The organism is Achromobacter seleniivolatilans, from assembly GCF_030864005.1.
GTDB classification, from domain to species: domain Bacteria; phylum Pseudomonadota; class Gammaproteobacteria; order Burkholderiales; family Burkholderiaceae_B; genus Achromobacter; species Achromobacter seleniivolatilans.
The window spans coordinates 52,407-76,557 of the sequence record NZ_CP132977.1; the positions used below are offsets into that span (position 1 = coordinate 52,407).

20 protein-coding genes are annotated in these 24,151 nt (G+C 61.2%); 4 read left to right on the forward strand and 16 right to left on the reverse strand.

Annotation, left to right across the window (positions count from 1 at the left end; all coding sequences use genetic code 11):
* Window positions 1–61: 61 nt before the first annotated feature.
* From RAS12_RS30395 to parM, 10 genes are all read right to left on the reverse strand, one after another.
* Complete coding sequence (locus RAS12_RS30395; RefSeq protein ID WP_306951879.1) at window positions 62–1,204, reverse strand: type II secretion system F family protein; 1,143 nt, start codon at window positions 1,202–1,204, stop codon at window positions 62–64.
* Window positions 1,201–3,066, reverse strand: coding sequence for a GspE/PulE family protein (locus tag RAS12_RS30400; RefSeq protein WP_306951881.1), 1,866 nt, complete (start codon window positions 3,064–3,066; stop codon window positions 1,201–1,203). The genes RAS12_RS30395 and RAS12_RS30400 overlap by 4 nt, the downstream gene beginning before the upstream one ends.
* Before the next feature lie 760 nt (window positions 3,067–3,826).
* Entirely contained in the window at window positions 3,827–5,215 is a 1,389-nt protein-coding gene (pilO2, locus tag RAS12_RS30405) for a type 4b pilus protein PilO2 (RefSeq protein ID WP_306951883.1), read from the reverse strand.
* Between the two features lie 2 nt (window positions 5,216–5,217).
* Window positions 5,218–6,888: a type II secretion system protein GspD gene (locus tag RAS12_RS30410; RefSeq protein ID WP_306951885.1), complete on the reverse strand. Its 1,671-nt coding sequence runs from the start codon at window positions 6,886–6,888 to the stop codon at window positions 5,218–5,220.
* Window positions 6,889–6,924: 36 nt separating this feature from the next.
* Window positions 6,925–7,815: a toxin co-regulated pilus biosynthesis Q family protein gene (locus tag RAS12_RS30415; RefSeq protein ID WP_306951888.1), complete on the reverse strand. Its 891-nt coding sequence runs from the start codon at window positions 7,813–7,815 to the stop codon at window positions 6,925–6,927.
* A 454-nt stretch (window positions 7,816–8,269) separates the two neighbouring features.
* Window positions 8,270–9,496, reverse strand: a complete 1,227-nt coding sequence (locus tag RAS12_RS30420) for an ATPase, T2SS/T4P/T4SS family (protein ID WP_306951890.1) — start codon at window positions 9,494–9,496, stop codon at window positions 8,270–8,272.
* Window position 9,497: 1 nt separating this feature from the next.
* Window positions 9,498–11,213, reverse strand: a complete 1,716-nt coding sequence (locus tag RAS12_RS30425; protein WP_306951892.1) for a type IV secretory system conjugative DNA transfer family protein — start codon at window positions 11,211–11,213, stop codon at window positions 9,498–9,500.
* A gap of 9 nt (window positions 11,214–11,222) precedes the next feature.
* Complete coding sequence (locus RAS12_RS30430) at window positions 11,223–11,696, reverse strand: DotD/TraH family lipoprotein (RefSeq protein WP_306951894.1); 474 nt, start codon at window positions 11,694–11,696, stop codon at window positions 11,223–11,225.
* A 181-nt stretch (window positions 11,697–11,877) separates the two neighbouring features.
* Entirely contained in the window at window positions 11,878–12,372 is a 495-nt protein-coding gene (locus tag RAS12_RS30435) for a hypothetical protein (protein WP_306951898.1), read from the reverse strand.
* Between the two features lie 2 nt (window positions 12,373–12,374).
* The gene (gene parM, locus RAS12_RS30440) at window positions 12,375–13,448 is read right to left on the reverse strand and encodes a ParM/StbA family protein (RefSeq protein WP_306951900.1); all 1,074 of its coding nucleotides are present in this window, start codon (window positions 13,446–13,448) and stop codon (window positions 12,375–12,377) included.
* Between the two features lie 267 nt (window positions 13,449–13,715).
* On the opposite strand from parM, the gene RAS12_RS30445 reads away from it, so the two are divergent.
* From RAS12_RS30445 to RAS12_RS30455, 3 genes are all read left to right on the forward strand, one after another.
* On the forward strand, window positions 13,716–15,236 hold the full coding sequence (locus RAS12_RS30445) for a hypothetical protein (RefSeq protein ID WP_306951902.1): 1,521 nt from the start codon (window positions 13,716–13,718) through the stop codon (window positions 15,234–15,236).
* A gap of 389 nt (window positions 15,237–15,625) precedes the next feature.
* Window positions 15,626–15,952, forward strand: a complete 327-nt coding sequence (locus RAS12_RS30450) for a hypothetical protein (protein WP_306951903.1) — start codon at window positions 15,626–15,628, stop codon at window positions 15,950–15,952.
* A gap of 2 nt (window positions 15,953–15,954) precedes the next feature.
* Window positions 15,955–16,722, forward strand: coding sequence for a hypothetical protein (locus tag RAS12_RS30455; RefSeq protein WP_306951904.1), 768 nt, complete (start codon window positions 15,955–15,957; stop codon window positions 16,720–16,722).
* An 88-nt stretch (window positions 16,723–16,810) separates the two neighbouring features.
* Here RAS12_RS30455 and RAS12_RS30460 read toward each other — a convergent pair whose 3' ends face one another.
* The 3 genes from RAS12_RS30460 to RAS12_RS30470 all read right to left on the reverse strand — a co-directional run bounded on the left by RAS12_RS30460 (window position 16,811) and on the right by RAS12_RS30470 (window position 20,847).
* A complete protein-coding gene (locus RAS12_RS30460; protein WP_306951905.1) occupies window positions 16,811–18,142 on the reverse strand; it encodes a hypothetical protein in 1,332 nt (443 codons plus the stop codon).
* Window positions 18,143–18,180: 38 nt separating this feature from the next.
* The gene (locus tag RAS12_RS30465) at window positions 18,181–19,260 is read right to left on the reverse strand and encodes a hypothetical protein (RefSeq protein WP_306951907.1); all 1,080 of its coding nucleotides are present in this window, start codon (window positions 19,258–19,260) and stop codon (window positions 18,181–18,183) included.
* A gap of 90 nt (window positions 19,261–19,350) precedes the next feature.
* On the reverse strand, window positions 19,351–20,847 hold the full coding sequence (locus RAS12_RS30470; protein ID WP_306951909.1) for a UvrD-helicase domain-containing protein: 1,497 nt from the start codon (window positions 20,845–20,847) through the stop codon (window positions 19,351–19,353).
* 704 nt (window positions 20,848–21,551) lie between these two features.
* On the opposite strand from RAS12_RS30470, the gene RAS12_RS30475 reads away from it, so the two are divergent.
* Complete coding sequence (locus tag RAS12_RS30475) at window positions 21,552–21,815, forward strand: hypothetical protein (RefSeq protein ID WP_306951910.1); 264 nt, start codon at window positions 21,552–21,554, stop codon at window positions 21,813–21,815.
* A gap of 467 nt (window positions 21,816–22,282) precedes the next feature.
* On the opposite strand, the gene RAS12_RS30480 is transcribed toward RAS12_RS30475, so the two are convergent.
* The 3 genes from RAS12_RS30480 to RAS12_RS30490 form a co-directional block, all read right to left on the reverse strand.
* Window positions 22,283–22,570 carry a hypothetical protein gene (locus RAS12_RS30480; RefSeq protein WP_306951912.1) on the reverse strand — a complete coding sequence of 96 codons (288 nt, stop codon included), beginning with the start codon at window positions 22,568–22,570 and terminating at the stop codon, window positions 22,283–22,285.
* A gap of 333 nt (window positions 22,571–22,903) precedes the next feature.
* The gene (locus RAS12_RS30485; protein WP_371321326.1) at window positions 22,904–23,362 is read right to left on the reverse strand and encodes a M23 family metallopeptidase; all 459 of its coding nucleotides are present in this window, start codon (window positions 23,360–23,362) and stop codon (window positions 22,904–22,906) included.
* 291 nt (window positions 23,363–23,653) lie between these two features.
* Window positions 23,654–24,046: a hypothetical protein gene (locus RAS12_RS30490; protein ID WP_306951915.1), complete on the reverse strand. Its 393-nt coding sequence runs from the start codon at window positions 24,044–24,046 to the stop codon at window positions 23,654–23,656.
* Between the last annotated feature and the right edge of the window lie 105 nt (window positions 24,047–24,151).

Consider the following 24,151-nt stretch of genomic DNA (forward strand, 5'->3'; position numbering starts at 1 on the left):
CAATGAATGAGCCTGATTGGCTTGTGTCTGAAACGAACAAGAGGGAAATTCTTTGCGCCCGTCAGGACGTCAGGTAGAACATTTGGAGCGCGCGCCGCAGGATCTCAATCGTCGCGAAGTGCCACAACGCGATACCAATCAGCCCACCCAAGGCGATCGCAAACATGGACCAACGTACGATTGCTGCGCGCTTCGCGACGTCGCTCAGAACACGCACCTCAATCTGTCGACGGGTCCTCTGAAGGCCTTCGTCAATGCCATGCGACACGCACACATCCGAGAGATAGAAGTACAGATCCCGAGGGAGAATTCCCGTGTCAAACGTCTCCGCCCCTGTAACGTGATCCTCTTCGATCCGCTCAAGCATCTTCGCTATGTGCCAGTTCAACCACGGATTTTGTGGGTCACTCAGCATCAGAATGCCGTCCCGCATGTTGATCGTGTTTCCCTGGCGAGGCTTCAAAATGACCGAAAGGGTCATCATGAAGCGGATAGCCTGAAAATCGCGATATGCCCTCCAAATGAATCTATCTTCCAATCTCTCGCGGATTGGACCCGTGAGGTTTCGGAGCGACCAGTGCAACAAGTACGCGAGCACCCCGAGAAACCCCAGGATAAAGAGGAGATTCGCCGCTAAGAAATTGGCGGCTGTCCGGAAGCTGGCAGCTGCTCCCGTCCACATATCTGCGGGGAGCATGCTGAACACTTCCTGCAGCCTCGGGTAGGTCACAAATGCCATAACGAAGAGCATTGCGATGCCAACGATCAGACATAAGCCACCGGCAAGGACTGTCCAAAAGAACCCTGATTTGGATCGGTCCATCAGACGGGTGTAGTCCGTTAGGTCTCGAAGGCCTTGCTCCAGCGCACCAGGCCCTGAGAGCTCAGATATCCCAAGAATGAGTTCGTCCTCATCAGGAACAATGCCGTGAAGCGTCTCGCTGACTTTACCCACCCCATCGGTGACTAGACGATCCGCGATGTAATTCGAGAGATACCCTCGCTGGGTGGAGATACCGCCGTATCGCTCACAATCATCCTGCAAGATGTTAATCAGCGTCTTCTTCCCAGCGGTCGCCTCCATGGTGTCGCAGAGCGTCTCGTAAAAGTCTGCGCGCCGCTTGCGGAAGCCTCGCACGGCTAGATAGTGCTTGATCGACAAATCGCCAAGCTGACTGAACCAATCACGCATTGGGCCGATCATGCTTTCCTCCGTCTTGCAATCTCTCGAGCGATCTCCACGGTCTCAAATGCCTTGAAACGCGGTTCAATCTCTCGCGGATCCAGTTCGCCCTTGAAGGCCTTGTAGACGGCGCAATCCATCGCAGACTTTCCATTCATATCGGGACTGGTGTAGTCGAGATCGGTGCGACCAAAGTAGTACCGCTCAAGCCCGGCGTTGTCTGCGCGGCGAATCAGCTCCAAAGCGTGATCATCGATGGCGGGCTCGATCATCTCTGCAACCACCGTGCGGTCATTCAAACCGAACAACTCGTGGAATCCCTGCTTCTGGCAAACCTTGCAGCCGTCAGGATTCCGCACCTTGACATTAGTAAGCGCGTCAATGCCGTAGAGGCGATCAATGCGGTCCGCATAGCTGCGCCAGTAATCGCCCTCACGGAATTGAGCTTCGGAGTCCTCACCGCCCTCGCGAATCAGATACTCAAAGTCGTGTTTACACTCGCACAATTTCGGCACCAATGCCTGATATACGAGCAGTTTGAGAACGCCATTCGATGCCAGGAAATCACGTGAAACACCAATCACGTCCGAGGCCAATCGATCCGGGATCTGCACTGCGCGGCCCGTGTGTGTGGTCGTGTACAGGTTCGTCCCAGACGAAGCAAGATCCATAAATGCGCGTCCAGTCACCAAATCACGAATCTCTCCAATCACCAGATCGTGCATCGCACTGCGCTTCACCGCCTTCAGCTTCTCAATGAACGGATCGTCAACGCCTGAGACCCAAGTAATCGTGTTATGAATGACCCTCGGCAGGATGTACTCCACCGGATCCTCGAGTGTGATGATCTTTCGAAAGGCCGGGATTCCTCGAATTTTGGTGGCCAAAGTCGTAGACTTCCCGGAACCCACGATCCCAGCAAGCACCACCGCCCCGCCATTCGTCATTCGGGCGCGCCGCATCATCTGCACTTGCCCAGGCAAGTATCCAAGCTCCTCGAATGTCTTCCCTTTTTCTTCAACGTCGAGGTGCAGAATTCGCATGGTCACGGAAACGCCAGCGTCGGCTGCTAAGGTAGCCCAACGCAGCATCACTCGATTTCCGTTTTTCAGGACGTGATTGCTTCTCCCCTGCTGTTCCATCAAGGGCTGGAATGTCGCCTGAGCGGCACCCTTTACCTCCATGAATGCGACGCGCAACAGTTCCTGAAGCTGTTGCGTCGGCATGTTGGCAAACTGCCCTACAGAGACATATTTCCCACCCACGGAGAACTTGACCTCCGAGAAAGGGCGCGTGTCGAACACGTTGACGTGAATGTCAGCGGCATTGTGCTTGGCCCCCCATTCGAGCATATCCTCCAACAGACCCATCATGGCGGTTCGTTCCGGGCTGATGAGGATCTTCCGCCGACTGCCGAGCGTTTCCTTGTTTATGTGCTCTCGAATAATGGCATTCAGAAGGGCCGGAACTGTAACGACTGCTCGCGCCGGGTCCGCCATTGGCCGCTGCTGCTTCTGTAGGACAAGCTTCTGAACCTCGTCGGCCTCGTCGGAGTCCATGTACTCGGGGAGGCAAAGAAGGATCACAGTGTTGTTGTCCAACAAGACCGGGCATACCTTCGACGCGATTGCGGGCAAGAGATCCAGGTCCTTGTTGAGCGCCCGCTCGAACCGAATCTTCTGCGCGAGATCGTTGTCCGACGCGATAACGGTCGGCCCAGAAAGCTCACTGTGCCTGCCAGCGCCTTCTGCACCGGCCACGCGTTCAGTATTGGACAGCCTCGGCTCCCCTGAGCGCTGCTCAATGCGCGCGGGCCTGGAGGCGGCCACTTTCTTGAGCGCAGCCTCGGGGGCCGCTCGGCTGGCGGGCGCCGTCCCTTTCAAGCGAGGCTCAGCCGGAGGCACTCGCTTCTTTGGACTGGGGGTCCGCCGTTTCGCAGTCGCCGGTCTGGAAGAGAAAATGCTAAGAAAACCCATGGATTACTGCTTCCTTGAGCGGGGCTATTTGGAGAGGAACGGAGGGGGCGGGGGAACTATTCCGAGCGATCCCGAAATTGCCGAAGTGCTGTCCTGGCGAGGTGCGGCAGCACCGTTGCGCGCGTTGAACACAGGAGTTTCACCAGGCCCGAGATTCGTTTCATGCCGGTAGCAAGCCGTCTTGTTGCCTTCGGACACGCCAACGGTTACGCAGCTTCCACTGATCAACTTCAGTCGAGGCCCACTCGAATGGCCAACTGCGTACGTCCGGCCACTTCGAAACTCGTACTGCTGCCCGCCATACGACACAACGGCCGTTAACTGACCTCCGACGCCGTAAATAGCTTCCACTTGGGGTGCCGCTGGCGGAGGGGGAGGTGTGCGTGCCCGCTGCTGGATAGAGTGCTCGGCTTGCTGGCGATCGGTGGCTTGACGCTGGGCCTCAGCTTGCGTGGGGAGGCCTGCTTCCCGGCGCATCTTGTCAGCCGCGATGTCTGCGTCCAGTTGTAGGAGATGGCCGACCTGTCCTTTGACGTGTTGCAGAGCGGACTTCTCCGCCGCCGCGGCAGCAGCGGCATTAGCGGCGCCTTGGTTCTGCGCCCATCCAGGCGAACTCGCCGCCGCGATCGCAATGGCCATGGCGTACTTCAATCCGTCCATCGCACGATTACTTCGCATTTTGAACATACAGATCTCCGTTCAGTGTCATTTTTAGTGGGCTGGAGTTGAGAGAGACGTCGGCGTCAACGCGATCAATCTTTATCGTTCGGATCGCGGTCGGGGTGCTCTCAACCTCCCAGACGGAAAGCGACCGCAGTGGGCCTTCGAGCACGAGCGGTATCGCACCGGGAACCATCACACTGGACGGCTTCGAAATCGGCTTTCCATTGCCGTCAAACGGCATGGCCACATCCCATGCCTTTGTGCTCGGTAGCCGAATTGACGTGAAGGCGGGCAGGATCGATTGCAGCTGGCTCACCGGTGAGCGAAGGATCTTTGCGCGCGTCGGCAGGCTTTCTGGAACCACTCCCGCCTTGGTGCCGACGCTCTTAAATGTCCAAGCACCCGTGGCTGTGCCGAGCGGGTCGAACTCCGCGCGCCACCCCGTGGGCAAGGCAGCTTCGAATTGATCATTCGTGGCGCCATAGCCCATACGCTGGAAGGTCGCGAGGCATTCCCACATGGAGCCTGTAGGGGAGCACGTCGCGCTGTGCAGTTTCCAGCCAGCTACCTCTAGTGGTACTGCGATCAGTTGCTCATAGAGGGCCTCTACGCTTGTCACGCTGTCGACCCGCTTTCGAGCAGCCTCCTCTTGGACAGCGGCGCGCCACGCGCTCTCCGGATCCTGCATGTTGGCGCGAAGCTCCGCGAGACGGCGGCTGCGTGCGAGCGAGTCAAAGTAATCCCAGGCCGCGTTCGCCCCGAAGAAGACCAGCATCAGCAAAAAACTGACCTTAACTGGCTTGGGAAGCTGATCGAGGCTGAATCGACGGGTCTCGAACGGCTTAAGCTCCACATCGAGCAGCTCTTCGAGCGAGATGTGCTCCGTATGCGGAATGTCGAGATTGCTGAAGAAAGACCAGTTTGGCCCCATCGGCTCGAGGGCTTCTGCTTCTTTCTGGAGCTGATGAAGCCGCTGGTAGGCCATATCCTGGTCGGCGTAGACCAGGTCGCCATTCCGTCGGATCATCCCGTTTTGGCACAGAACTATCCAGATTTTTCCATCGCCCAGCTCAAAGAATCCCACAGCGGTGCCCGCCGGGCGGAAGATCGCAAACGCGGCAGCTGCTGGGAAGATCGCATTCTTCCCAACCTGCTTCATCTCTGCCCGCACCAGCTTGACCGTAGCCAAGCCAGAATGACCACTCTTGGTAACGAGTGCGTAGTGCGTCGCCTTGAACTGAGCGGCGTTCCTCCGTGCTGCGGACTCGGCCCGCCCCCCAATCAAAGGGCTCCAGTCCGCACCGAACACAAGCATGCGGTTCTCATCCTTCACCAGCACGGGCGAGAACGGTCCACGGGATTTCGCGGCTTCTCCGCGGCGCCAGATCGCCATAATCAGAGTCCTTCTTCCACCTGGGCGGTGACGATGATCAGGTTGTAGAGCTTCTGATTGTTTGTCGTGTTGGAGCCGCCGAAGAGAATCGGCGCCTTCTCATCGAACCGTTGGCGCGACGTCTGGTCCTGGTCCTTCTGGAAGCCTGCAATCACCAGAGGCTGGCCAGACTGCAACGCCACCTGCTGCACCATGCCGTTGCCGCGCACGGTCAGCTGCTGAATTTCGATTCCGTTCTTCGCGTCGCCGAACTTGATCGTTTGCAGCGGGTCATTGATCGTGCTGTCGTAGGAGATCGTGAGCAGGATCTGCCCGTCGTCCTGTGCATCGGGCACGATGGTCAGAAACTGGCCAACGGTGACATCTTTCTGACGGACGGACACGTTTGGCACCGTGCTGAACGAGCCGCTGCTCGAATCCGACGAACTCAGGCCTGTCGTCTGAACCTCGTTGATATACGAAAAGGTCTTTCGATCCGCATAGGTGATCGGACGGCGATTTAGCGCCGACAGCGGGATTGCCGTCGAGCGTGTGGTTGCGCCGATCTCGTCAAGCGCTTGGATGATTGCGTCCGACCCCTTGAACGGTCCGCTACCGACCGTTCCAGACGCAACCGTGCCAGCCGCAGCGCCCACGGCACCAGTCGGAGCTGCGCCGGCGGCTGCCGCGCTAGCGGTCGCGTAGACCAACTTCCAATCGATTCGACCATCATGCTGGTCGTTCATCGACACCACCACTTCCTCAAAGACCAGCCGCACTCGTCGCGTCAGCATCCGATTCTCACGTTCGAGGAATTCGTCAATGTTGCGCAGAACTTCGACCGTATCCGTGACCACGATCGAGTTCGTGCCGCTCGGCTGCGCGACAATACTGCCCGCCTTGCTCAGGAACGGCTTCACCTTGCTCATAACTGCTTCAATAGGATTGACCTTTTCGTCCCCCTTGAATTCTGTCTTCGATGTTGAGTCGAAATCGCTGCCAGACTTGCCATCCGCGCCACCGCTGCCGCCCGACTTTCCGTCCAGCCCAATGCCCGCGTTGACCGTAGCGGTCGTTAGCAACGCGCGCACGTTAAATGCCTTCGTTTCCACGCGGTAGAACACAATCGCCGCAGTCTTGTCGTCGTACTTCCAGTGAACGGCTAGACGGTTCGCCACAGCATCGAGTGCTTCCGCGAGGGGCCGTACGCCGTCGGGCAATTGGGCCACGCTCGGCATCGCCACCAGCGGCGTCAAGTTCTCCGACTTCTCACTCTCCAGCCGAGGGGCGAAAGCTTCCTGCGCCATTAGTGCGTCCGGAGTGACACGTGTGTTGATGCCGGTGGCGAGCTGGATTCGTTCCGCGATTGTCTGCAGCGAGGTCGGGCCGCCCTTGAACATGAGCGCGGTGTTCACGTCACGTCGAAGCGCCGCCGGGAGAGTTACTTCCCGTCCCAACGGGACAGATTTGCCGACGATCCAGGGCTTGTCCACCTGGTTGGCCTGCATACGCCGGTCACGGTCCGTGATCCTGGACTTGTAATCCCCAATCTTGGACGCCACGTCGTCACGGGCGCGCCTGGACGCATCTAGCACCTGGTCGGATTTCTGGATGGCGGAGCATCCGCTTAGCGCCGCGAGCGCTACCACCAGGCCTACCGTGCGCAGGACGAAGCGTTTGTCATTCATCTTCATATGGTTCTCGGTTTCCGTGTTTCGTAGGGCCAGGCCTTAACGGCCCCCAGTGCGATCGCAAGACTCGGTGTAAGGAACGACCCGGAGGACCTTGTTGGTGTAGAAGCAGCCATGCACAGGCGTGTCGCCCAACTCGCTGGATGACAGCAGGTCTTGGACGGACTGCTTGAAGTCGGGACTGAACGTGGCCGAAGCGGTCAGCGGGATATCGACTTTGACCTGCCAGTGTTCAGGTTCAAAGGTCCAGCCTGCGGCCTTTGCCCAGCGCACTAGCGTGCGGCGCAAATTCACATCGCTCACCGATACGGTGAACGGGGGGCGCGGTGGCTCCGCGATCGGGGCCGCTTCTGCCGCGGTCACTTGGCCTGCGGTGGAAAGCGCCAGACCAGCGCCCGGCCCACCCGCGGGGGCGGCCGGCCCGCCGGCCAGGTCAACGACGCGGAAGGTTTTCAGATACCGCTCAATGCGAACGCCAGCCTGTTGCGCGGCAGAGGCCAGAGCGGCCTGGTAGGAAGTTCCGGACGGCAAGACGACCATGCGAGAGAACGCCGCCGAATCGCCATCCAGCTGCACCGTGCCAATGACTGGCGGAACGGCCTGCATGATGGCGATGGACAGCGGCATTTGCCCCGCCGCGGCTGAGGCTGGCACAGGCGCCAACCAGGCCATCTCGGAAAACGAGCCGCTCAGCACCCCATTCGGTGCCGCTGAACCTTGCGACGGCTGCATGGATGCAGGTGCTGTCGTGAGAGTCAAGGGTGCGCCCCCGATCGGCACGGGCGAGGCACCCGGCTGGAACGGGACAGGCGCCGGCGGGGGCGGAGTCCGTTCGTCGATAAACGCCAGGGCGGGTGCGCACAACGCAGTTGCGAGCACGCCACCCAAGAGCGCACGAAGGGTGTGGATCGGCATCGCGATGGGCTTCATTGGCTGTTCTTCCTCGTGGATTGGTCAGTACGTTTCTTGCCCGTTGCGGGCGTCTTGGCGCGTGCGCCAGCCGGGCGCTCTTGTGCGTTCTTGGGTGACGACGGAAACCCGAAGGCGGCCATCTCATCGTCGAGCTTGATAACTGCAGCTTGCAATGCGAGTTGAGGAGGCGTGGGCCTGGACATGCGGCGCACGTGCCACATGGGACGTGCGTGATAGATGCCACCACGAAGCCAAGACCTAAAGCGTCGCAATGCCCACCCCGGCGTCCGCCGCTTACTCCGGTTCAAGTACAGGAACCAACCACTGATCGCGAGGGCCACGGGCCAGGCCACATAAGAAGGAATGGCGTCAGGTGTTGCTGCCGCAGGAACGAGCGGTGCCAAGATGTACGCCGGAACATCGGTGTAGGGCAGCCCCACATTGAGGGCAGACTTCGTCCAAAGCGCGCGCTTCATGCCACGGCCTTTACCTGGTACTCGTTCTCGGGTAGCGACTGACCGTCAATACCGTGAAGACGCAGAAATTCCAGCGCCTCGGAAGACGTCATGCCCGTGATGGCCAGATAGGTACGGAACGTCATTAAGCCTTCTCGCACCTCTGGCAGAGCCTGGAGCCGATAGGCCGCGCCGCGGGCTTCGACGATTCCTCGGATCTCACGGGCGCGGTCCTTGAAGTCGACAGCTTCGAGCTTCTCCTGGCACTCTCGGTCCATGAGCACCCACGATTGGAGGGAGTGTTTGCGCCCGTCCCTCCCTCGATAGAGTTTTTGCCCAACGACCAGGCGCAGCACTTCTATCAACTGGGAAGCGCGGTCCGGCTGGACATCTTCAGGGAACATGTTCACGACCCGCGTGAAGTAGTTGTCCGGGTTCTTGCAATGGGCCGTGTGGTAAGTCGCATGGCCAGTGGAGGCCATTTCAAAGCAGGACGTCATCGACGCTCGGTCACGCGTTTCGCCCACGACGATCACGTCACCTTTACGGCGCATAGCGTTAGGGCCCGCCTGGTCATACGATTTCAGATGTTCACCGATGATGACCTGCACCGGCTCAGGCATGCGGCCGCCGGCCAGGCCGTCGTAGATGTACTCCTGCGTGTCCTCATAAATGAGAATCCGAACCGGATCGTCGCCCTCAAGGCGAGCCCGATTGGCAGCTGCGAGAAGTGTGGTCTTGCCGGAGCCGGTGGTGCCGATGACGGCGACCAGGCCTTCCGACACAAGGAAATTCTGCCGCAGTTCATCCGGGAGCCGGAGGTCTTCGAATTTCGGGGGCGTTCCCGGAATGCGGCGAAGGGTGATGGAGAACCCTTTGGAGGCTCCGTTGATGTAGCCAGCGGTCGCATTCCCCCGGAAGCGAATCCAAGTTTCCGCGTTTGGCGTTTCCTGCAGTACCGCGGCGAAATCGAGAAAGTCTCGGTCCAGCAGGCGCGCACTTCCCGTCGAGGAGTTGTACAGGTGAGCTAAGCACTGCTCCAATTCCCTGTGTTCCAGCCGCCGATCGTTCAAGCAAACCCACTTTCCTTGATCGTGACCGAACAAGAAATCCTTCGACTGAAGAGTCAGGTCCGAAATGCCCATCGCGTGCGTCTTCTGGAGGACGAGCTCGAGCTCCTGCCTTGTGAAACTGGGCGGCAGATCAAGCTTCTCCAACTGCCGCGCGCCGTCAAAGAGTGCCATGTCAGCTCCTGCTCGCGCGGATACGGAGGGTCATGCCAGGAACGACATCAGCAGGCCCCTGCAGGCCATTCTTTTGCAGGAGAGCCTGCCAGCTCACCCCGAAGCGCGCTGCGAGCGAATAGGCTGTATCGCCCGGTTGGACTGCGTAGGAATCCAACGCTGCCGCCGCCCTGTTGGGTGCTGCCACTTTGGCAACGGCCGTCCTGGCCGCTGGCGCCGGTGTCCTCATCTCCGTTGTGCGCGCGGATGAGGTAGCCCCCACGCGCTGCTGCACGCCGCTTGCGGCGGCGGCATAGGCGCGCTGGAATTCGTCTGCAAACGCCTTTGCGTAGATCTCGGCGCGCAGCCGCGCTGCTTCCTCCGCTGAGGGATTGGCGCCCGTGTGCTGAGTAGGCGGTGCCGACATCGCGCGCGGCAGTTGTTGCTCGGCGGCCTGCTCCCCGTACGGCAGCAACTCGTAAGGCTGCAAGCCGGACTGCACCACCATCTGAGGCGCATGTCGGACGGGAAGCATTGCTGGGAGGTCTGCGTTGAAGGCCGCACTGCTGAGCATCGAGGCGGCCGTGCGGTAGGGGTTCACCGCGGGCACCGGCCTGGGAGCATATGCGGAGGCATCAGTCGCCCCGCCATCTTGCCCAATGCGAATTCGGATCACCTGCTCCTCTCCAACGGGAGCGGCCTGTGGCTGTTGCATTGCCCCGTTCCAGCCAGGAGCTGCAGGCGCCGTTTGCGGTGCGGCATTCGTCACCGGTGCTGTTTGAACGACGCCATTCGGAACAATCGGGGGGGCGGCGCCTTGCCCAGAAGCCGGCACGTACGGCTTGAAGGCGGGGTTGGCCAGATTTGTACTCTGCGAGGGGATGGATGGCGTAGGTGCGGTGCCGGTAGTCGGCTTCCAGCGACCTGTATCCGTGTTGAACGCGCTCGGCACTGTGATACGAAACACCGTGTCGCCGACAACGATCGTGTTCGGGTCCGTCTGGTTGACGACATCCTGGGATGTGGCCAGCCGCGGAAGCGACACGAGTCCACGTCCGTGCAGTTCATAGAACGTGCGCATTCCCAGATAGGTTCGTTCCAGGCCGGCCAGGTTCTCTTCGAAGATCCGTACAGCCTGCTCGCGCCCCTGGAGGTAGGACTTCTGAACAATGTCCTGCCAGTACGCGCGCTCTTTGTCGTCCTGAGGCAGCAGTTGTGGGTTATCGGGCAGGTCGGGGGCGTCAGACTGGGCCAACAGCCCCATCAGCAGCCAATCGCGCCACGACGGCGCTCCGGTGAAAAAGCGAGCAGGCTCTTCGAGCTTGTAGACACTGCCCGCAACACGCATCATCTTGCCGCTTTCACCGAGGGAGGCGGAGTTGTGGGATGCCACGACAACGGGAGGCAGAACACCTTGACCCATGACTAGATCGCCGAATCGGAAGGTCCGATCCATCGTGCCGCCCATATCGTTGACAACTTGCAGGATCTCGTTCGCGGCCTCGATCATGCCGGTCTGCGTGCCAAGGGCTTGGGCGGTCGGACGCAAGATCGCCTCCCGAACCGGTGATATTCGCGGCGCCGCCCGGCTTGCGGAGGCGTTCATCAAAGAATTGAGCGCCTCGCTCTGCTGCGCGAGGGCGCCGCACGGCGCGCCCGCGAACGCTGCGGCAATCGCCGCCCCCAGCAGAATCTTGCGGAAGCCTTCCGCCGAGCAATATTGCTGTTTCGCTTGCATGCCTATGCCCTATCGGTACCGAAGTTCCATGTACCCATCGCCGAGGACGACGTTCGCGCGCTGACCGAATTGCTTGTCAACGTCGCGCAGCAGATCGAGGTAAGCCGTCTGCGTTGCATTGACGTAGATGTAGATCGGCATGCGCGGCTGAGGACCGGTCACCGTGAACTTGAGAAACCGTTGGCGAGCGACTTCGTTAAGAAAAACCGCGGCGTCCCCCTGCCAAGCCACCGAGATCGAGTCGCCTGCAAAGTTGGGCCTCGGGGCTGCGGCATCCGCGGCATCGCTCCAAGTCGGCTGGGACTGGACGCGCCCCAATGCACCTTCCAGCTGGAGTCGCACCGTCTTAGCCGTCTCCCCGGGCTTGCCGAGGTTCTGACTCTGCGTAGCGCAGCCTGTCGTGGCCAACACAGCGACGACCGCCGCAATGCGAACGAACTGCTGGGGATGGAAAAAACTCGATAAACCGTAGGGTCTGGCCATTAGCGAATCCAAGCCTTTAATAGTATGCGTCGTAATAATAGCTCATACTAAAACTCAGACCGTGACATGTGGCACACAATTTGAGTGCCGGCTGTGCGCCCGCGATCTCAAGAAAAGGGGGCGCTGTCGCGCCCCCTTTGAACTTTCACCGGTGAAAGCCCTCGAATTTCACCAAGATTTTTCATTGAATGAACGCATCCAGCACCGGATCAAAGACTTCTGCCTCGTTCACCTCCCTCCGGATGGGCATGGGCTTGGGGGCGGAGAGGGGATGAAGGGGGGCTGGCGTGGGCATCGAGGGCGCGACCTCGCGATGCGCCTCCTGCCGCGGTAGCTCAGCATGTTGCGTTGCAGCGACAGGATGGGCGGTGCGGAGCGAGTATGCCGAAGGCGGCGTTTCGTGGATCATGGGCGCGATACGCTGCCCAGGAGGCAGGCCTGGCGCTGAGTTCGCTAACGCCAACTGCAACGCCCCATCTGCCAGGCCCTGAATTTCACGCGCGCCGATGCCCGCAGCCTCCACCGCCATGCCCAAGCGCACCAAGCGACGGATCTCCCGGACCAGACCACCGCGCCCCTCCCCGTCCGCCCCCACACGATCAGCCAGCGGCATCAAATCCGGGAACTGGCTGAGCTGAAAGCGGACCATGTCCGTGCTGGGTTGCTGCTTGGCCATGCCTACATTCTCGCGCGCTGGGCCGCCAGGAACGCGGCTTTGGCCATACCCCGTGCGTTGGCGAAGCCCGGATCCACAGGGACGAAAATGGCTTCCTCCGGCAAACCCGGGAAGACGCGGCCGCGGAACCGTGCACCCAACAATTCCGCCACCCCACCCACGAACAGGGTGCAACCGAACTGCGAAGCGTCCTTCAGACGCTTGGACACCTCGAAACGGACCTGGTCGGAGAACTCTTCGAGCATGCCTTCGACCAGCTTGCTCACGTCGTGAGGTTTACCGTACAGACGGTACTCCCCAGTTTTCACGGCTTGCTCCAGGTACTTGATCGCAATGTCCTGGCCCAGGCTGAATTGCTTGCGCAGTTCCTGGTTCAGCCGGTCATAGAGGGTAAGCGCACCCACATCCGCGGTGCCAGACATGTCCTTGTACAGCCCCGTCCCGCCCTCACGCACCACAGCGATGTCGAGGGTCTTGCCCCCGCCGTCCACGACCGCGATGGGCGCCGAATTCGACAGTTCGTGAAAGTCTTGATTCACCTTTCCTTGATCGTCGTAACGCTGATCGAAGAACGCCGCGACGGCTTCGGAGAGGACCTGGTGCGTTTCAATCACCGGGACAGGAACGTCCGCCAAACAAGTGATCGGCTTCAGCAGATTCTGGCGTTTTGCGTCGATCAGTTCCTTGTTCGGAATCTCGCCCAGATAGAAGCGATCGACCGGCAGGCCAGATACCAAACTGGTGGGGCCCGTCACACCTGCTTGGCGCAGAGCGTAATGCACCAGCGCGCGGTTGGTGGCCGACGTCGGATAGTCATTGGACCTCGTGTCTGCAAATTTTCCGAGCAAGTCGTCAGCCGTAATCGTGACGTACTGGTTGTCGGAGGTCATGTAGATCTTGTCCAAGCCTTCGGCGGTGGAGCTCTCGGTCAGGCCTGCTGAGGTGAGCTTGCCCGGCCATGCGCGCGCCGGCATCACAAAGGTTTTGATCGGCGCACCAGGTTGCATCACAGCGATCTTGATCGAGTGGTGCCCATCGTCACCGCCAACGGCGTTCAGGTTCTTTTCTTTGCTCATATCGGAGATGCATCAATCCAATTGGGGTGGCGGACCACCGTAGGGGGCTGGGGCCGTCCCGTGGCACTTAGCCAGATGAAGGTCCCAGATTCGCGACAGTTTCAAATTTCCTGTTTGTATGAACCATTATATTGATTCATAATGAAAACACAAAGCAAAGAGCGGCATTTTCTTCCACTCAATGACATTCGCAATGTCATTCGACGTCGATAGACCAGCCGCACCGGCCATCGCCAGCGCTTCGCTGGCTCTGCAAGGAATCGTGATATGCCCCCCACTCGTTCCCTGATCGGCGACGACATACGCAGCTCCTGGCGCGAATTCGCCCCCCTCCTGATTGAACTGGCACGGCACAACCTGCCCCTTCTCGATCGAACATGGGATTTGCGCCCGGAATGGCGCCTGCTGCGCGACGCTCTGGTGCCCATGCTCCTCGGGACGCCCTACCGGTTCGTGCTGCACCGGCCAAGCGGGCACCGTCACCAGCCAACGCTAGATACTGAACTGATCCCCGACGCGAATCGCTGCCTGAATCTGATTCGCGCGAAGATCTGGCAGCGCCTTGGCCCCCGCTGCAGCGTGCATAAGTCAGCGGCGATGATTGAGCAGATCATCCAGTGGATGGAGCATCTCACCCTTGGCTGCTCGATGGACCCGGAGTTGATTCAAATGGATTTCGCAATCGACCTGCCGGAAGTGGGGTCGATCGTCCACCACAACAACAGGTACGGCCTGGTTCACGCATCCGCCGCGGGCTCCACCCCCACACTGGTTTCGAACATGGCTGCCACCAACCGCGTCGCGGCCCTGGTCGACGACAAGTTCCAAGCCCTGAGGGACTGGTTGGGGGCACAGCCGAATGGCGTGGAAGATCTCGCCAAACTCCTCTCGCAGATGGCCTTCGAGCTCGAAGAGCTTCGATTCGGTACGAACGTGAGTCATTCGCTGCCCGAGTACATGAGCGTGTCGTTCTCCATGTACGACGGCGAACAGATAATGGTCCACCGCGTTCGCGTGCGGAAGCGCGCCCCGACCCCAGTCAGCCAGTTTGATCAGCCGGCAGTCCTCGCCAGCCTTCATGTGCGGCGTACCACCTTGCTGGGTCAGCGCCGTCAACGTAGTCTCGCCGGCGCGCTTGCGGCCTTTGTGCCGCAGCCCCAAGAAGCATTCGACTCGAGCACGGTCATGGCGAAGCGCTGGCGGTGGCTGATCCACTATCCCCACGCCCTGACCACCCTGCGCTCAGTTCTCGAATCTCTCCCGCTGAAAGTATTTGGCGAGCCCCGTCACGTGCTGGAGTACGTCAACCTCCAGGTCGACATCGCAATTCTGGAATCCAACTGGGAAGAGAACGCTGAATTTTCCGACCTGCTTGCACAAGCGCTGGATCGGCTCGACCTCGCTCGGGACATGGACCAGTGCGACGATGATCCTGACCTTGTGTCTGCCGAACGCCAAGCCTCCACTTGGTGGCTATGGTTCAGCGTCACCGGTGCCCCTCTTTGGGCAAAGCGAACGGCTGCATGCTTGGACCAAGCTCAACAGCCATTGGCGTCTGCAATGTCGCGCGCTAGGCAGAACGCAACCGCCACTGGCGTGCCCCTGGAGGCGGCGTTAGATCAAGCGCTGCGGGAAAGTGGCCACGACCCAGAGGGCCTGCTGACCCCTACCAAGTCTGATCCGTTCTACTCCGACATGCTGAGAGCCTTCTCGGGTCCGGCGCGGCCGTTTGGCATACCGATCCTCGCGTCTCGCGTTTCCGAAGTTGGCCTCAGGCGCGTGGCCTGACGCTGGCCCCACGCGGTGCGCATGCACGTGCCGACGACGACAGGCGAGGCTTCTCCCTGCCAAATTCTTGGGAACCAACCCTCGCCCCCGTAACCTGGTATGTAGATCGGGGCACAGCTCCGACACCGAAAATTGCTGACCAAAGGGAGCGGTACCCTCTGATGACCCAAACCACCTATCTCGCCCAGCGGAAGGAACCCCGTCTCCAGCCTTGCCCATTTTGTGGGCTCCCGCTGGATGCGCAGTGGAATTGTCCGAATCCCAAGGCGCGCTGCCGCACTGACAGCTGCAAGGGCAGCCAACTGCCTGTGCTGAATCTTGACAGTCCGCAAGACATCGCCGCTTGGAACAGGCGCGCAGGGCGACCGGCCGATTGGACGTCCACGTCAATGCCGACGCTCGATCAGCGCCTTTCTCCGGAGCAGATGCGCGGCACCGGCGCCGGAGAGCTCTACTACAAGTATGTGGTGGCGGTACTGGCTCGATATCGCACTATGGTCCCTGCCAACAGACGCAACGGACATGAAATCGACTGGGTGCGGCTGCGCGACGCAGCAGTATCGGTACGGAATACCTTCGAGGGGGCGCTCCCCATCTCTCACTCTCGGAATGCGGCCCACACCGGGCGGCGCGCAAACGAGGTCCACGACGGGCTGCTGACGATGCTTGATGCGGCCGTAGCCGCCCAGCACGCGCACCGCGGCGCGAGGTGGTGACCGTGGGCTACATCAATCCATTACTCCGCCTCCCCGCCGGCCAGGCGCTCCAACGTCTACCGAAGGCGGACCGAGCGCGCATCGAATCCGTTATGCGCGAGCTGCGTGACCAGGCGAATATCGAGGCGGAAACGGCATGGCGCCGGCGAAAGGCCCCAATGGCGGCCTACTGGCGCGCAGTCAGTACCTACGCGCGCCATGTCGCTCATGCGCTCGCCACCCAAGCCACCACGTGCCTTGGCCAGTTGGACGCAGAGGGCATTGCAGTGGCCACCCTAGAACGCGTCAACGGGGCCAGCTTGCATACTCTTTTGCCGGCCGCCGCTTCCCTCCCAGACGGCGAGTACGAGCTGTGTTTGTGCTCGCCCGCACCTCCGGTGAGCGCCTCAGTTTGTGGATATGCGAATCCGGACGGCTATGTTCTTGTCGACAACCTGACCGGAAAGCCGGGCGGCATCACCACGTTCTTCGCGCCAAATTGCTTGGAGCACGCCAAGCACGCTCAGACGCAAGGGACCGGGAAATCCGTAGCGCCTGTCTTTCTAAACCAGACGGCGACGGCCCAGGCAAACGCAGACGCACGCCACGAGCTGAGCCGCCTTGGATCGATGGCGCACGCGGCGCTGAGCCAGGACGAACACGACGTGCGCAACATCCTGGCGGACCTGGCCGAACGCCTGCTCGCCCTGGCCGGTGGTAGTGCTCCGACACTGCAAGGAGATGGGGATCATAGAACTCCCCGCTTGAGGCGCGGGCGTCCTCCTGAATGAACTTTCGCCCCTATACCTATAGATATAGAGAACCCATTCGGCAATGGTCATGAAGCCTCCGTGAAATTTCTACGGAGGCTTTTTTCCCTTAGTGTCTGGGGCGATCGTAATCGGGGGCGCTGCGTTCCACAGCATGCTCCGTTTCCCGCTGAGGTTGCCAGCCAGGTTGCTTTCCCAAGCATTCAATCAATGCAGTGGCTGTCGGCGCAGGGCGCGAACGTTCTTCGACGAGCCTCATGATGGCCACGTCCTCGAGACGGATTTTCTCGACGTCATCCAAGCCCGCATTTTCAGGGCGGCTTCGCTCAACCTCCAACCAACGCATGACGGCTTGGGCCTCCCCTTCGGTCCACCGTGCACCGGTCCGGGCTGGGCCGATCACGCCCAGGTTGGATTCGCCGGCCGCCAACCAGTCAACTTGGGAGCAGATCAGCTCAGTCTCGCCCCCTATGAGGACAAGGGGGCGATGGATGATCGCGACGGGCGTATGCCGTGGCCAGGCCTGCCGATCGTCATACCAAGCCTGCTCACGCTCTTGATAGAGCTGACCGCGTAACGCCAGCCAGTCTCTGGGAGTCGTGAACAGCAGTAGCTCGGCTCCAGCATCACGCGCCGCGCGTTCCATCTCAAGGCGGCCCTGCTCGGAAACCGGCGCATGCCCCAGCACCTCCCCTGAAGACTCATCGACCAGCGCGCTACCGATCTTTGTCGTCCCCACCGGAAGGCCGCGATCGTGAATGGAGCGACCCGCCCAGGTCGACTCCGCCATCAAGGCAACGCGCCCCAGCGCGGCGCGCTCCGGATGCGCAGACGCCTCGGGCGAGACCAATCTTAGGCGCTCCACGCCGAGGACAGAAAGCACCTCGCTTCCGGGCTCGTCCCAGGACGCGGAAATCAGGGCCCGCCCGCCCCCGAGGTCGATCTCCACCGCGGTTGCGCGCACGTCCGCACCGGCACGCACGGCCGCCCACTCTCGTTCCGTAAACACCGAGCCGAGAGGAATATCCTCAGGGGCACCATTGTGAAAACGTAGCGTGGGTTCAGGAGCGAAATCGCGAGGGTTTGCTCGAGACTCTGGCCGACGCCTGGGGGCCTCCGGCGCATGGTCTTCGAAGTCCCCTTCCCAGTATGCGGCGCCATCATCACCGTCTTGATGCGAAACGGGCGCCTCATCCAGCCAGGCGGGAGGTTCCAGCTGGACGACGGTCCCGTTATCGACGTTCGCGTCGACGTTCTCTGGGGGCGCCACCGCGGGGACTGCATGGGGTACATCTGCCCCACCCACAACCTCCCGCGCGAAGGCCTGCGCCGCCGGCGCTGCCGCGCGCGGCGTCGGTCGAGATGATGCGCCGTTCACAGGCATCAGCTGCGTGTCGGTGCTTACCAAGCCCGCACCCGGGATGTTGAAGCGAATCACCATAGTCGCTCACCCAAAAAAGTAGTCGTGCAAGGTCTGGATCACCCGCGCTCGCGCGGGCGTTCAATTTGCTGGGGTGCGTCCGTCGGCTCGTCATCGAAGAATCCGTCGTCGACCAGCGGCGGTGCTGCGATGACCACCTGCTGCGGAACGGGCTGGGCAGCCTCGGGAAGATCGACTTCCGCAATATCCGGTGCGGAACCGGACACATCGTCGGTCGAAGGCAGCGCGCGGGCGGTCAGCTGCTCTACCTCCTCCTGACGCTGCGCATAAGGTTGGCCAACGTTCTCCAACTGGAAGGCGGTAGGGTGACCCAATGCCAACACCAGCTCCCGCATCGTCGGATCTTGGGCAACCAGATTCGTGTAGGCCCGCGCGAGCTCGGCCGTCGGAGCATGAACACGCATGCGCAGCACGCCATCCACGCGGTCCTGGGCGACATCGGTCGGGTGCGTGGCCGTACGTGCTTCCAGAGTGCCAAAGACGGCGTCCGGAGGGCACGGCACGACGTCGCCGGCGCTCGTCAGGGTGACACCCGCATGCATCCGTCCGTACGGTTGTTCCTGGATCGCCCAGTTGGGGACCGTCCCGATCGCGTTTTCACCGTTATCGTCGTCCGACGACATCGACGAACGCCACTTGACCTGCAGGCCATGGGCATTCATGGGACTGACAAAAGCCTGTTCGGCGCCAGCCTGCTGCAAGATCGCGTCGATCGCTTGGAGCGCCGTGTCGCGGTCATGATCGAGCATCTGCCCGAGGGCGCTGTCAGCTTCGCTTGTGGCCCGCAGGCTGGCATACATGTCGGCCCAGCGTGCGCGCACCATGGCGGCCAGGTTCACCTTCACCACCGGCAGAAGGGCCTGCGGCACGCGCAACACCGCCACCCCACCCGCTTCGGAATTGCGCAGAGTGGCGGGGAGAAAGCGTTCGTCGGCTTTGCGCAGGGCGGGGTCGATCTCAAACGTACCGTCACGATAAGAGCCGTACGCGCCTTTCAGGATGTTGGTGAGTTGCACACCGCTGGGGCCGGGGACTGACCGAATGACGGCCAGGTCGACCATCTGGCTTGCCGCGACGGCGCCGGGGGCGGCGGTTTGGGTATCTGCGATTTCGGGCACTGAAGGCTCCTAAAGGAAAGATGATCTGCCACTGCAGGTCTGGTTGAATTCGATGCACGGGGGGCGCGCGTTAGGCACCCTGAGAGCGCGCTACGGCCGGTCGGCCATGGTCATGAAATGGGAATGGAGGTGCTGCGCTGCGGCTTCCTGTTGTCTAAACCGCTCCTCCTGCATCCATGACTGCAAGCCGGGGTTCGGCTGTACGCAGTACTTCGCGCGAGAAAGCGCGACATACAAGAGGTTGATTTCCTGTTCGTCTTCCGGGGTCACCTCGCCCGACTGGTATGCCGTCAGAGCCCGCTCGAACGACTTGTCGAAGTCGTCGCACAGCTGCACCTGGGGGAATTCGAGGCCTTTTGCACTATGGCCCGTCCCCAAACCAATACCGGCCCGATCTATCGTCTCGGACACTTGCGCGTTGATGCGCTCCACGAGATCAGGGATGCGATGCTGGTACTGCTCCACCAGCGCGTGGAGAATTCTCGCGTCTGGATCGTTCGTGCTTTCCGCATACTTCCGCAGCTCATCCCAGCTGTAGATTCCGCGGAAGAACTCATCCTTCGCATCATTGGTGCGGCCTTCCCACAACGCGTAGGCGTCGAGCAGCATATGCACGCGGTACTTCGCAATTCCGCCCACCCAGTAGATGGGAGTTTCCTTCGATTCCACGTGAGCTACAGCCATCTCAAAGAGCTTGGCGTTGGTGCGCGCCAGGTAAGTGGTCGTCGCCGAATCATCCCAAGAACGGTCCTGGCCACACCCCACGACTCGTGCAGGTTCATCCGGCTTGAATGCCGCCAACAACAGGTTGACCTTCTCTGCCGTCGCCGGCCCGAAGCGCCACGTGTTCGTCAGCTTGTGGACCGAAGCGCCCGCGGGCAAATCCTGAAAGATGTTGTATGCGCCGCGGAATTTGTAGATCGACTGGTGGGGATCTCCGATGATCAGGAGTTTTGCCCCGTATTCCAACTGCTGACGAACGAGTGCTGCCATCAGGGGATTTCCGTCCTGGGCTTCCTCAAAGATAAGGCGGTCGAAGCCGAGATTCGGCCTCGCGAGGATGAAGCGCTTCAGGTATCCGTCGTGAGGAATGCGGCAGCGCCCAGCCGAGTTGCACATGTCTTGCCATAGGGCATTCGCCTTCTCGGCGCAAATCTGCAGCTTGGCCTCGCTCACCCGTGGGTCGGCAGCTCGCGCGCTGACGCTATGGACCTGCGCGTCAATCTCGGGGGCGGTGTCTGCGAAGAAGTCCTTGAACATTCGTTGGACGATGGACACATCATTCCAACTCAGCTTGTTGCCAGTTAGGCCCAGAACATCCTCGGTGATAGTGCGAGCATTCCAGAACTTCGGCACGCGAGCCCTTGTGCGGGCATCGAGACGCGCGTAGGCGAGGGCATGGCCCGTCCGACACTCCACATGGTGCCGTGGAAAGCGCCCGGCGGCTTCGTCGGCGTTCGCTTTCGCAAAGCACACATACAACGCCTTCTCATGCGGCCTGGCCAGCGTAAAAGCGATCGAAGCCGTCGTCTTCCCACTGCCCGCCAGGGCAACCGCCACAACGACGGTCGACTCATCGTCGATCACGCCCTGCTGCTCCTCAGTCGGCGTGACCTGTAGGCGGACGCCGTGACCGGATCTTGCCGCTTGGCGGGGCGCAACAACTCCACCGTGGGCATCGCGCCGATATGCCGAAGGTCCGGCATGTCCCGAAGGCGTTCGCGGAGGAGACAGCCGCTCGGAGGCCTCACGGGCGACGTTCGCCCGAGACTCGACCAACCTTTGCGGCTGTTGCTGAACATGCCGCGGCACTGGCTGTCCCCCGACCATGCCCACGCCTGGCACCACAAATCTAAAGCGAGGCGGCGCCACCGACGTATCCGCCTCTGTAGCTACCATCTCCGACGCGTCGAACTCGGGGGGCGCATCATCATGCCGAAGAATGGCCATGGGCCGCACTCCATTCATTTATTTGTATGAATGGGAAGTTTAATTCATACCAAATAGGTGGCTATAGGACGCCAGCCCTGTAATCCAGATCGGGGCGAAGTTTTGACCGCTGGCCCAGCGCACGCTGTGAGCCTTGTCGCACACCTTAGGACTCAGGTTCGTCAGAGTCTCTCGGGCCGACCGTGCCCATCGTGCTGGGCCGTCACTGTCAAAACTTGGGGGCGCTCCCCGGGCCCGGTAGGCTGAATTCTGCGCACGGGCCTCTCGCCCCCGCCGGCCATCCAATCTGTTGCGATGGATCAGGTGTGCCGCTCCCCAGACACCCAACCGCAGGACCAGTCATGCAATCCGTGATCAATCAAATGCAGATCATTCTGAAGCTGCAAGAAGACCCCGAGGCCTCCACTAATGGCCAGGTGTTGGAAGCCTTGCTGGATTTTTCCGGCACGTTCCCGAACGTCATCATCAAGCTGCAGGCGCTCCAATCTGACCTATCCGCCGCCTTAGACAATGCGCTGCTCCACCACGGGCATGCCATGCCGGCAGCAGATGCAGTGCGCCGCCGGCAGCTTGTGGATCGTGCCGAGGGATACGTCGCTCAATGACGCTGAACTCATGGCGCAACTCGCCAGGGGGCGGAATACCAGAGTTGGACCGGGAGGCAGTTCCCCATGCTTTGCTCGCGCGCCCCCCACGAAAGACCGGAACTGACTGCTGCCCACGTCAGCGAGAGGAGAACGCCGGGCCGACAATAGCAAAGCTTTCGCGCGCAGAAGCGGCCCCGTAGACTGAATCCAGCACCCATGGCGGAACTGGTCTCTGCCAAGTTGTCTCGAAAGCCATGGCCAGCGTCTGAGGCAAACGCGCCGGCGGCCGAGGCCGTGCGTCACGGCAGAGCTCTGGAGTCGGGGGGCGGCGTGCCGAGCCGAAGGACATTCAGACGACGGATATCGAGGGCTTGCCGCGCCAATTCTCACCGGACGCCCCCAGCGGGGCTACATCGCCGAAGAGCTTGAGAGAAACCGCTCCCACACTCCGTAGGGTCAGCTGGCAATTTCTAGATCGGTCGTTCTCAGCCGCTCATCCCAGGCCCGCTGCGCCCAATCCAGAGCTGGTGCAGATGGGCGGCGTGGAGTATCGCCGCCGCTCGATACTCCGGCTTGAGTTCCAATTCATCGTTCCGCAAGTCCCCATCGGCGAGATGAAACACGACGCCAATCGCTGCGGCAGCGGCCACGAACGTGAGCAGGTCTTGCGCGAGCTCGTGGGCGTTGCTGGCGCCCTCGCCGTGGCGCGCGAACAGTATCTGCCCAGTTTGGGCATCCAGAATGAATGGGGCGGCGTTCAGATCTGCGATCATCAACCATTCGTCCCGCCAGGCGGCCACGCGCTGCCCATTCGACGCATCCCATCGGTAGCCTGCCTGCAGCTTCCATAAGCGTAGCAGCGGCGCGAAACTTATTGCGGCTTCTGACAACGTTATGCCCACCGGCCCGATGTTCTCGTGATAGGTCTCACCCCAGGGGCCGATCTGCTCTTAGAACTCAGCCAGTGATTCAGGTAGGGGAATTTCGCCCGTCCACGCGGTGCGGGGTTGGGGGCGCAGTTCGCCGAACAGGGAAAACTGTTCTCGGATCTTGAGAATGGAAATCATGGCGGCGCGTTGGCAAGCCTGGAATGCGAATGCCGGGAATTATCGCCGCTCCGTGAGGCTGCGAGAAATCGAAGGGGCTGCCATGAGCAAGCCGTAGGGGTTGATTGCCCCGCCGTCATAGACTCCATAGTGCAAATGCGGCGGTGTGCCCTTGGCGTTGCCAGTATTGCCGACATACCCCAGCACATCGCCCGCGGCGACCAGTTGTCCGCGTTGGATATCCGCATAGCCGTCCAGGTCTGCGTAGTAATGCCGCTGGCGGCCGGGCCCCAGCACCCACACCACTTGCCCGCCCAGAACGTTGGTGCCGACCTGCATGACGACGCCTTCCGTTGTGGAGAGCACGGGCGTCCCGCGGGCCGCGAAGATGTCGATGCCTTCATGCCTCCGCCCCCCCGCGCGCGCCGCCCCCCAGGTATCGGCCAGCCGGGCAGGCATCACGCCTTGCACCGGAACCGGCAATGCGGAAGGCGCTTCCTGCCATGCCAGCCTCGCCATGTGCCACGGCGCACGTGCCGCACCAGGTAGCCGCGGCCATACCCAAACTGCCAACGCAGCCACTAGGGTCAGGACGACCACACGCCGGAGAAAACGCCGTACAGGGAGTGCGGTCATGAATGGTTCGACGCCTGGCACCCGTGGGGGTTCCCCGCCCCCCTCACCCCACCGTTACCCAGGCACCGGCAGGCAGCCGCCATGGTGGGTGCGCGGGAATGCGGGCGATCTTTGCGTTCGCCCCGCCGCAGCGGTTATCGAATGGGGGCTGCAAACGTTCGACGACTTCGCACTCTAGAAGAATCCGTTGTCGGCGGTAACGCCCTGGACGGTGGCGGGCGCGGTAGGGGTCTCCTGGGCGCGCTCGCGCTCCACAGACTGCTCCTTGGGGCGGACCACGCCGGAGCGCGCCTTTCCTATCGGCCCGTAATAGGCAGACGCCTTCCTTGGCGAGTTGCCCATCTCCACCGCCGCCGCGGCAAGACCGTTTCGCTTCTTTCGATCGGCCCCAAACTGCCCACGTGCCATGTAGAAGGTCAGGCTGATGCCCAGTTCTTGACACACGTCGTACCGCTTGCGGTCCATCGCCTCATAGAACGCAGCATATCCTCCGGGTTGCGCGCAGCCGCGCGCAACGTACCCAAGGAATAGATCAACCCAGAGGCGATCCTCGGGGTCGATGCGCACGATTCTCTCTCTGGGCATGTCCGGGGGCGGCGCAGCCCCGACCATCGACGGAAGCGTCTGCGCCGCTTGACGACGCTTTGCGCTTCTCACCTTAAGGTCGAGCGA

What these genes read in the sequence shown, in the direction of transcription:
- RAS12_RS30445 (WP_306951902.1), top strand. Translation starts at nt 13,716, where the DNA reads ATGCCCCCCACTCGTTCCCTGATCGGCGACGACATACGCAGCTCCTGG.
- RAS12_RS30420 (WP_306951890.1), bottom strand. Translation starts at nt 9,496, where the DNA reads ATGGCACTCTTTGACGGCGCGCGGCAGTTGGAGAAGCTTGATCTGCCG.
- RAS12_RS30430 (WP_306951894.1), bottom strand. Translation starts at nt 11,696, where the DNA reads ATGGCCAGACCCTACGGTTTATCGAGTTTTTTCCATCCCCAGCAGTTC.
- parM (WP_306951900.1), bottom strand. Translation starts at nt 13,448, where the DNA reads ATGAGCAAAGAAAAGAACCTGAACGCCGTTGGCGGTGACGATGGGCAC.
- RAS12_RS30425 (WP_306951892.1), bottom strand. Translation starts at nt 11,213, where the DNA reads ATGCAAGCGAAACAGCAATATTGCTCGGCGGAAGGCTTCCGCAAGATT.
- RAS12_RS30460 (WP_306951905.1), bottom strand. Translation starts at nt 18,142, where the DNA reads ATGGTGATTCGCTTCAACATCCCGGGTGCGGGCTTGGTAAGCACCGAC.
- RAS12_RS30415 (WP_306951888.1), bottom strand. Translation starts at nt 7,815, where the DNA reads ATGAAGCCCATCGCGATGCCGATCCACACCCTTCGTGCGCTCTTGGGT.
- RAS12_RS30450 (WP_306951903.1), top strand. Translation starts at nt 15,626, where the DNA reads ATGCCGACGCTCGATCAGCGCCTTTCTCCGGAGCAGATGCGCGGCACC.
- RAS12_RS30480 (WP_306951912.1), bottom strand. Translation starts at nt 22,570, where the DNA reads ATGATCGCAGATCTGAACGCCGCCCCATTCATTCTGGATGCCCAAACT.
- RAS12_RS30395 (WP_306951879.1), bottom strand. Translation starts at nt 1,204, where the DNA reads ATGATCGGCCCAATGCGTGATTGGTTCAGTCAGCTTGGCGATTTGTCG.
- RAS12_RS30435 (WP_306951898.1), bottom strand. Translation starts at nt 12,372, where the DNA reads ATGGCCAAGCAGCAACCCAGCACGGACATGGTCCGCTTTCAGCTCAGC.
- pilO2 (WP_306951883.1), bottom strand. Translation starts at nt 5,215, where the DNA reads ATGGCGATCTGGCGCCGCGGAGAAGCCGCGAAATCCCGTGGACCGTTC.
- RAS12_RS30410 (WP_306951885.1), bottom strand. Translation starts at nt 6,888, where the DNA reads ATGAAGATGAATGACAAACGCTTCGTCCTGCGCACGGTAGGCCTGGTG.
- RAS12_RS30485 (WP_371321326.1), bottom strand. Translation starts at nt 23,362, where the DNA reads ATGGCGAGGCTGGCATGGCAGGAAGCGCCTTCCGCATTGCCGGTTCCG.
- RAS12_RS30475 (WP_306951910.1), top strand. Translation starts at nt 21,552, where the DNA reads ATGCAATCCGTGATCAATCAAATGCAGATCATTCTGAAGCTGCAAGAA.